This is a genomic window from Plebeiibacterium marinum, from assembly GCF_026013615.1.
Taxonomy (GTDB): Bacteria; Bacteroidota; Bacteroidia; order Bacteroidales; family Marinilabiliaceae; genus Saccharicrinis; species Saccharicrinis marinus_A.
The window spans coordinates 1-9,133 of the sequence record NZ_JAPDPI010000083.1 but is presented as its reverse complement, the minus strand read 5'-3'; the positions used below and the strand labels follow the sequence as shown (position 1 = coordinate 9,133).

Genomic DNA, 9,133 nt, shown 5'->3' with positions numbered 1-9,133 from the left:
TGGTGTAGGGAACCGCCGTATACGAGACCCGTACGTACGGTGGTGTGAGAGGCTCTCCGATAGGCTATTGGCCTATCGGCAGTCTACTCGATTAGCCAACGTATTTATTGAACATGTTTTATTATCCATGTAGAAATTTCTTCCAGAGCAAGAGGAGAAAAGGTTTCTGAAGTAAACTTTTTATTTCCTCCTTTTTCAATACTTTCTTTAATTCCTTTTAAATTTTCATTTGGAGGAACCTGTAAGTCTTTACCACCAAATAAGGCCAAAACCGGACAATTGGTATTTGTTAAATCAAATGTTGGGTCGTAGCTTAAGAAATATTTCATCCATGGCCTTGTAAGTTTTGTAAGCTGCGTATTTAAAAACACTTCTTTTGGCATACCAGAAGGTTTGAGCGCAGGGTTTTCATTTAATGCTTGATTTAGATATTTTGACAATTGAGAATACAAAGAATCGGGATTGTTTGATTGTTTTATAATTTGATAAGCGCCTTTGTTAATTTCGTTTGATATTTCCAATCTTTCGAACTTTTCATTCTCCACACTTGCTTACAACTACCTTATAAACGTAACTTCTTCCAAAAATTCCATTTATTTCCTATTTGTAAATAATAGTAGTCGTTTTTAAGGGTTGATACCATGAAAGTGCAAATTAATTTTATTCTAAGACATTTCATTAAATAACTTTTCAATCATATCATAAGTTAGGTTACTGTTTGAAAGTTTATTTGAGTTGATACAAAGTGCGCCTACAATAGATCCCAACTTCATACATTCTATAATTGTTTTATTTTGATTGTATCCATACAAGAATCCACTAAAATAGGCATCTCCAGCACCATTACTGTCAATTAGTTCATAATTAGTAAATGCTTCTGTTTCAATCCATTCCCCGTTTTTAGTCAGTGCAGTCGACCCTTTTTTGCCATGGGTAACTACTACCAATTCTTTACCGGCATCAATCATTTCTTGCATAAAGGGTTTGTAATCAGGCAGGTTGTCGGAACTTAAGAAAATGTAATTTGAATATTCAATAAAAGGTTCATGCCAGGGATTTCTACCGTCATAATCATGTAAATCGGTCCAAATAGGAATTTCCAGCGAATGCACCTGTTTAATTATAGGTTTGCAATAATCGGTCAGGTTCACCACCACGTAGTCAGCTTGTAATACTTCAGCCTTAATTTCATTGAAGTTTATGGAGCCTTCAGGGTTTAAGGTATTGGTGAAAATGGAGATGCGTTCACCGGAACGGTTCATAATATTTGTATGGCGTTCGGTTCCATTTTCATCAATATGATATAAAAACTTCACCGGCGATTGTTGCATCGATGAAATTATTTTTTTGCCCCACACATCGTTACCAATTAAGGCGTGTAACGTTACTTTAAAATCTAATTTTTCCAGGTTGAGTGCCTTTCCAATGCCTGTAGAACCTAGAGTTTCCTGGAATTTACATTGATGAATGGTTTGAGGAATATTACCAGGAAATTGAGGCAGATAAATAATACTGTCGTAGGAGGCTCCTCCAATTACGAATACTTTTTTCATAGAACTACATTTTAATGGTTACGAACCAGGTAATTATAATCTAAGTAATATTTTATTTTAAGTGAGAAGGTATTGAATTGTGATGCATTCCAAATATTTTTCAGGTTATGTAGGTAATTGTAATCAATAGTATTTATATAATGGTCAATATTATTTTTCCACATAAAACTTAGCTCACTACCGGGGGCAAATTGCCAGGTATAAATTACGTCAATACTTACATTATTATAATTGGTGTTGCTGGTAGTAAAATTCTGAATATTGTCATTCATAGTTCCATCAGTATTTAACAAATAGAATTGTTTGTAAGCTACAGTAGTCCAGTAATGACGGGCACGCATGCTTAACGATGCCTTATTACTAAAAATGTAATTGGCTTCAAGTGTGCTGGCAATATAATTAACATCGCGTCGTCCAAAATAAATGGAATCGCTTTGGGCATTTTGCCCTACATAGCCAAAGGCATTTTTTTGCGAAGTAGCGTCGAATTGCAATGCTAATATAAATTTGTTGTTGGCACGTAAGGTTGGCCTGATGGTCATCTCCTGAGTTATTTTGTTATATTCAAAAGCCTGCCAATGTGCCGCGTGTAAAAAAAGAGATAATCTGCGTTTAGCATCGGTTTGCATACTCGACCCTAGGTAACAAGCTGTGGGCTCCTCATATTTCCAACCACTAACACGAGGTTCGTAAAAATCGTATTTTTTTATAGGTGTGCCACCCATGTAAATTGAAAGTGATAGGTAATTTCGAAAGGTAATATGCGACTCCTCATTAATTTCAAAAGCAGCATATTGATTGGGTTTGTACAGTTGCGAATTATAAAAACTAATGCTGTTGTACCAGCTTAAAATACGCCCAAAAGGTTCTATAAAATCGTAACTCAGGGTAAGTGTGTTTTGTATTTCGTTATTGTTGGCTAAGTAGCCTAAGTTTGTTGGGTTGTATGTATCACTAACTGTACGCTGGTTCAGCGCGAATTTAAAATTGCCATTGGTTTTCCGAATCGATACATCGTAATAATAACCCAAATCAGTGGTGCTTGAATACAATTGACTTAGAGCCCCTTTCCCGAAAAGAGCGTAGGTATTTTGTTTGTTCGCAAACTTAAAATCGGTACCCGTTACATTTGCCACATAGTTACTGTTGTAATACGCTGCATTGGTATTAATAAAACTAATGGTGGAATTGTTTTTTAACGATTGGTCAATTACCAACACATTGTAATTCGTCAAGGGCTGGGTGAGAACTTTGGATGTTGTATTTTGTAAGGTATCACGCAATTCTGCATGGGTGTTTGCAGTAACTGCATTTAACACGCCTACAGCCAGGCCGTTGGTATTCCGTCCCGATACTTTTGTAGCATTAATAATTTGTGTTTCAATTGGGTTGTTGCTAACTATTTGATTGGTCCCTATGTTGCTATATGCAGAATCGAAGTTTGAAGGAATTCCCCCAATGCGACGCGAATAAAAAATATCAGCCTTGCTAAAAAGTTCGGTACCTTCTGTAAAAAAGCTGCGCTTTTCATCGTAATAGGTTTCCACTGATGTTAGATTCAATACCGCATCGTCTGACTGTACCTGCCCAAAATCGGGAATCAGCATCATATCAAGCGTATAGCTTTCGTTAAGGCCATATTTTACATCCAGGCCTCCTTTAAAAGAATACGTGGTGTTTTGTGTATAGCCATTTTTATCGACGTACGACGAAATGTAAGGAGTAAATGACAAGCGAACCGGAGGCTCTATGTTTTCGATGCCTTGTAAAATACCTGCCTGGTGAACCGTGCTTTCTTCTTTTTCGTTCACAAAATTCCATGATGCCCATTCTTCATTACGTTTAATACAACGCCATAAGTGCATGCCCCAAATCTGTTCTTCTTTTTGCGGTATGCGTAATGCGGCATAGGGTATTTTTATTTCAGCAATCCAACCCGAATCGTTTATTGATGTGGCACTGTACCAAACGGCATCCCAGCTTTTGTCCCAATTGCCATAGGTTACGCGTTCATCAATTTGTACACCTGAAGCGCTCAACTTAAATGCATTTAAAAGTTGGTCGTCGTTATACGGATTGAATTCAACAATAAATAAATCAGATAAAATAGCATCGTCTTCAGCATCGCGTTTGCCTAAACCCATCAAAATACTGTCGGGCGAAGAATCGTAGAGCATAGCACCCAGGTAAATAGCCTCGTTAGTGTAAACTATTTTCACCTCGGTTTTCTGAGTGGCCGGTCTACCATTATAGGGAATCGTCTGGGTAAATCCGGTAGCAACGGCTTTGTTTTGCCAAATGCTGTCATCTAAATTACCATCAATTTTTGGGGCTGTTTGAATTTTAGTAGTTGTATAGGTTTTCTTTGTAACCTGGGCAAAAGAGGATGTTGTAAACAAGACATTTGTTATAAGCAGAATTGCCGTTAAAATGCTACCGGTATTGTAAGTAAGTAATTTCATTGTGTAAGTTTATAGCTTGTTGCAACCAAAAAGCAATGCCAAACAAAAGCAATGTTGTGTGCTTGCAGGCATCCACTTTTTGGTTGACTAAAACCACATATCTAATTAAGTATGAAAACATAAGGGGTATTTGCCTTAACAGTTATTGAATCTTTTAAAGGAACCGCTTCCTGCGTAATAATATTGGTAGCTTTGGTAAAACCTTGAATTACTTCATTGTAGGTATTTAGAGGGAGTGTTTTATCGTAATCAGAATTGTTTAAAATAACCATGATTCGTTCATTATCAGCAATACGGAAGTACACATAAATATTACTGTTGGGTTTAAACTGGATAAGTTTACCACTTTTTACAGCTTCGCTGGTTTTTCGCCAGTTTAATAGTTGTGTGTTTAATGCCAGAATTTCCTTTTGGTCAGTTGTTAAATTTTCCAGAGTAAAGACATTACAGCTATCTTGTTCCCAACCACCGGGCATATCCTGGCGGATAACACCATGATTGGCTGATTCCTGCATGAGGAACTCAGAACCATAATACCATTGTAAAATACCACGAGTAGTAAAGGTGAAAACTGTAGCCAGCTTATATTTTTTAAGGTTGTAATCTAAAACCGCAAATGACCGGCTTACATCATGATTATCAAAAAATATCACATTATTTTCAGCATGTCCATACAAAAAATCCATGGTTAAGGCTTTGTACACCTTATATACATCGCCATCAGGCTTAAAGGCGTCGAGCATATTGTAATACAGCGGAAAATCGGTAATACTTTTTATACCCGACTGGTAATTATTATAGCCAAAACCGGGACTGTTCCAGAAAGCAGCGTAAGGTACGTCGTTTACCCAAACTTCGGCAACCACAAATATTCCGGGGTATTCAGCTTCTAATTGCGTACGCCAGTCAATTAAAAAGTTTTTATCAGAATACGGATAGGTGTCAATACGTAACCCGTCAATATTCGCATACTCAATCCACCAGATGGAGTTTTGTATCATGTAGGTGGCCAATAAGTGATTTTCGTAGTTCAGGTCGGGCATGTTGGTATCAAAATAACCCCGGTAATGTTGGTCTTTATCAAGCTGCGACTGATGCGGATCGCTTACAATCATATTCTCGAAATTACTGCGACCGTATTTTTCTGCACTGTTTATCCAATCTTTCGCGGGTAAATCCTGCATCCACCAATGGTACGATCCACAATGATTAAATATTTGATCTTTTACCAGTTTCATATCGTTTTGGTGAAGTTTCTCCACCAGTTGTTTGAATTCTTCATTCGATCCATACCGTGCATCAATGGCATAAAAATCAGTGGGAGCATAGCCATGGTACGAATATTCCGGCTGGTTGTTTTCAATCATCGGGTTCATCCATACCGTAGTCATTCCCAGGTTTTTTATATAATCAATATGGTTCGCAATGCCTTGAATGTCGCCACCATGACGGCCGTGTATGTTGTTCCTGTCGGCTGGTTCTAAAAATCCTGGTACATTGTCATCGCCCGGATTTGCATTGGCAAAACGGTCGGGTGTTATCAAATAAATGGCATCGTTACCTGTGAATGCAGGTTTTGCATTGGCAGCACTTCTTCGGGCTTTCAGTTCATAATTAATGGTAGTTTGCTTTTTGCCCCTTGTTATTTGAATAGGAAAAGTGCCGGGAGTGGCATCGGAAGCTATTTCAACATTTATGAATACATAATTGGGGTTTGCGGTGCGTTCGTAACTTTTAACCTGTATTTTAGGATTGTCAATGGTAATGGTTGCATTGGCAATAGCATTGTCGTACAACAAAATTTGCAAATTCCGATTTTGCATTCCTACCCACCAAAAAGCTGGTTCCATGCGTTTTACAGCTTGAGCTTGAGCGAGCATTCCTAATACTAAGCAAAGTGATGTAAGTAAAATATGAATTCTTTTCATTTGTGTGTTTTTTTAGTTTTAGTCAAAATTGTGAAAGCGAATCAAGGTGGGCAATTTTATTTCCTGAACGCACGGTTATCTGCACCGATAGCAATTTTGAGCTTTAAATCGCCGTTCGTGCAAATATTTGGTTGTACGTGCAAAAATTTCGAACTTTACATGTAAACTGTGTAAATTAGGTGCATAAAAACTAACTATGCTTCAGCACTATTCCATATCGCAACGTATTGCCAGCCAATTGGGCCTTAAGCGATGGCTGGTACATGTATTTTATTGGTTGGCCTGGATAGCATTTTGGGCTGTGTTATGGGGAACGTTCGACAACAATTATTACAAAACTTTTTACATACAATTACTGGAACTCCCTTTTAAATTAGCCATGGTATACCCGGTAATTTATTGGTTAGTACCACGTTTTTTGTTACAAACCCGCTATTTCCGGTTCATTATATTTTATGCCTTATTGCTATTTATTATTGGCGGTTTGATGAAACTGATGTGGTATTATTTTATCGATCCGTATTATTTTGCTGATCGTTTGGTATACGCCCCGTTAAAATTTACCGAATTATTAAACGTAGTTTTATCGTTAAACACTGCGGTAATTCCTCCATTAGTGTTTAAAATTATTGAAAACTGGATGTTTCATCAACAAAAGAGCAGCACCTTAGAACGCGATAAATTACAAGCTGAGTTAAAGTTTTTACGTACTCAGATAAATCCACATTTTTTATTCAATGCCTTAAATAGTGTATATGCTTTGTCAATGAAACAATCGGAGCTAACAACACCTACCATTGCGTATTTGGCTGAGATTATGCGCTACGTAATTTATGAGGCTTCCGAATCGCAGGTGGATATAAATAAAGAAATTGCCTTTATTGAGAATTATATTGCTTTTGAACAGATTCGACTTGAGGATGATGTTGAAGTGAGTTTTTCAATGAATAATAATCGATCGGGAAAAATACCTCCATTGTTGTTGCTACCCTTAATAGAAAATGCATTTAAGCATTTAAAGAATTTTGGTGAGGAAAAACCCTGGATTGTTATTCAGGTAGAAACTTCCGAGGCTCAATTGCGAGTATACGTTGAGAATTCTATTGACAAAGAATTTAACGATGTTACAGTGAAAGGTATTGGCATTGAAAATTTACAAAAACGGCTCGATATATTGTACAAAGATGCCTACACCTTAAACTTTGAAAAAACGGATTTCTCATTTAAGGCTGTATTGCAAATTAACGCTACTACACAAAAATGACGGCTATTACCAAAATAAAATGTTTGTTGGTTGACGATGAGCCGCTGGCACGTTCGGTAATTCGGGAACATTGTACCCATATTGATTTTTTAGAATTAGTAGGAGAGTGCCGCAATGCTATTGAGGCAACACAATTTTTAGCCCATAATAAAGTTGACCTTATTTTTTTAGATATTCAAATGCCATATCTGTCGGGCATTGAATTTACCAAACAGGTAAAGCCCAGTCAGGCTATAATTTTTACTACAGCTTATTCAGAATATGCAGTTGATGGTTTTGAACTCGATGCCATTGATTACCTGGTAAAACCCATAAATTTTGAACGTTTTTTCAAAGCAATTACAAAAGCCATGAAGTGGCTGGGACTTGAAGGAAATGAAACTAAGGAAACAATTAAGAAAGAAACTGTAATTAGAGAGAAACCCTTTTTGTATTTAAAAACCAGCGATAAAGTTGTTCGTGTTGATTTAGATGCTATTATTGCTGTTGAGAGCCAGGGGCATTATGTTCGTGTTTACTCATTTAAGAAGAATTATGTAATTCACCAGAGTATTAGTGAACTTGATGAACGTTTACCTTCAAATTTATTCATTCGAACACATCGCTCTTTTATAGTGGGTATAAAACATATAACCTCATATAATACAGCCCTAATTGAAACTAAAATTGTTAAAGTTCCCATTGGCCGTAATTTTAAACCTGATGTGTTAAAAAGATTGCAATTATTGACAGTATAAGCTTTTCCTATCAATTCGTTTTGAAGTAATAGTATTTCTTCGCCTGTCATACCAAGTCCTGCAATCAAAACTATAAAATTGATGTCTTTTGATTTTGATGCAACGATAGGAGCTATCATAGCACCTTCACTGTGCCCGATTAAGCCAATCTTTTTTTTGTTTATTTCTTTCCTGGTTTTTAAGTATTCTATTGCATATTCCACATCTGTAGCAAAGTCTAAACTGGTAGAACTATTAAAATCTCCGGTTGAAGCAGCTGTTCCTCTGTCATCATACCGCAATACGGCAATACCTCTTCGTGTTAAATAATCAGCAATTACAAGAAATGGTTTATGACCTAAAATTTCTTCATCACGATTTTGAGGGCCACTTCCACTAATTAAAACTACTGCTGGAAAATTTTCCCCATTTTGTGATAGGGTAAGTGTCCCTGCTAATATAATTGAGTCTTTAGTATTTGGGAACTTTATTTCTTCAGTCCTATAGGGGTATGGTGGTATTGGTTCTTGTGGTCTATTTGTTTCTATAATTTCACCTGTTTCCTGTTTATTAAAATCCAGAGAAAAAGATTTTTCGTTTTGGTTGAATGTTCCGGTAATGGTTTTATCATTTTTTAAAGTGCCATTGTATTTTATAAAAGCTGTAGGCACTTCAAATGAGAAATTTGTACCATCAAGGATTATATTACTGACCGGAATGCCTTTTGCTCCTTGGTCAGGGCTATCCATAGTTGCTTTATAAGTGGTATCGTTTTTGTTTATATGCAAAACAATTCTTAAATCAATACCCTGTACGTCTAATTTTCCTTGCCAGTTTCCAATGATGTCTTGTGCATAAATTGATATGGTTGTCAAAATTGCAATTAATAAAGTAGTGGTTTTTTTCATTTGTCGTGTTTTTATATGTTGGCTAACGTTGAGTATAAGAAACGTAAGTGATTTCGAAGCTCTTACCTGTCAAGTTGCACTGAGCCAAATTTGCGTTTTGACACAAATTTAAAACATTAAACAAACCCGTCAAATCGCAGATTTGGCGGAGCTGATTAAATGCTCGAAAGCTTCGTAAACCACTGAACCACTTATGTTTTTTATACATTGTGTGTGCCCTGCATGAGCAGCAGTGCACCCACACCCGAAGTTCTTGAAAAAGTTTAAAAATACAAATCTTTTCCAATAAACATAAGGTGTGG

6 protein-coding genes and 1 pseudogene are annotated in these 9,133 nt (G+C 36.6%); 2 read left to right on the top strand and 5 right to left on the bottom strand.

What is annotated here, in order from left to right; genetic code table 11:
• Window positions 1-104: 104 nt before the first annotated feature.
• The 4 genes from OM074_RS20670 to OM074_RS20655 form a co-directional block, all read right to left on the bottom strand.
• Complete coding sequence (locus tag OM074_RS20670) at window positions 105-521, bottom strand: alpha/beta hydrolase (RefSeq protein ID WP_301202593.1); 417 nt, start codon at window positions 519-521, stop codon at window positions 105-107.
• A gap of 144 nt (window positions 522-665) precedes the next feature.
• Window positions 666-1,553, bottom strand: a complete 888-nt coding sequence (locus OM074_RS20665; protein WP_301202591.1) for a carbohydrate kinase family protein — start codon at window positions 1,551-1,553, stop codon at window positions 666-668.
• An 11-nt stretch (window positions 1,554-1,564) separates the two neighbouring features.
• Window positions 1,565-4,015, bottom strand: coding sequence for a DUF5916 domain-containing protein (locus OM074_RS20660; protein ID WP_301202590.1), 2,451 nt, complete (start codon window positions 4,013-4,015; stop codon window positions 1,565-1,567).
• A 101-nt stretch (window positions 4,016-4,116) separates the two neighbouring features.
• Window positions 4,117-5,943, bottom strand: a complete 1,827-nt coding sequence (locus OM074_RS20655) for an alpha-amylase family glycosyl hydrolase (protein ID WP_301202589.1) — start codon at window positions 5,941-5,943, stop codon at window positions 4,117-4,119.
• 196 nt (window positions 5,944-6,139) lie between these two features.
• Here OM074_RS20655 and OM074_RS20650 point away from each other — a divergent pair, with 196 nt between their 5' ends.
• The gene (locus OM074_RS20650) at window positions 6,140-7,207 is read left to right on the top strand and encodes a sensor histidine kinase (protein ID WP_301202588.1); all 1,068 of its coding nucleotides are present in this window, start codon (window positions 6,140-6,142) and stop codon (window positions 7,205-7,207) included.
• Complete coding sequence (locus tag OM074_RS20645) at window positions 7,204-7,944, top strand: LytR/AlgR family response regulator transcription factor (protein ID WP_301202587.1); 741 nt, start codon at window positions 7,204-7,206, stop codon at window positions 7,942-7,944. The genes OM074_RS20650 and OM074_RS20645 overlap by 4 nt, the downstream gene beginning before the upstream one ends.
• 14 nt (window positions 7,945-7,958) lie before the next feature.
• Here the strand turns inward: OM074_RS20645 and OM074_RS20640 are convergent.
• Window positions 7,959-8,672: pseudogene (locus tag OM074_RS20640) on the bottom strand (alpha/beta hydrolase family protein); the annotation flags it as partial.
• Window positions 8,673-9,133 lie beyond the last annotated feature (461 nt).

Bases quoted from the DNA above. Each gene is read 5' to 3' on its own strand.
- OM074_RS20650 (WP_301202588.1), top strand. From the start codon at position 6,140: ATGCTTCAGCACTATTCCATATCGCAACGTATTGCCAGCCAATTGGGC.
- OM074_RS20655 (WP_301202589.1), bottom strand. From the start codon at position 5,943: ATGAAAAGAATTCATATTTTACTTACATCACTTTGCTTAGTATTAGGA.
- OM074_RS20660 (WP_301202590.1), bottom strand. From the start codon at position 4,015: ATGAAATTACTTACTTACAATACCGGTAGCATTTTAACGGCAATTCTG.
- OM074_RS20645 (WP_301202587.1), top strand. From the start codon at position 7,204: ATGACGGCTATTACCAAAATAAAATGTTTGTTGGTTGACGATGAGCCG.
- OM074_RS20665 (WP_301202591.1), bottom strand. From the start codon at position 1,553: ATGAAAAAAGTATTCGTAATTGGAGGAGCCTCCTACGACAGTATTATT.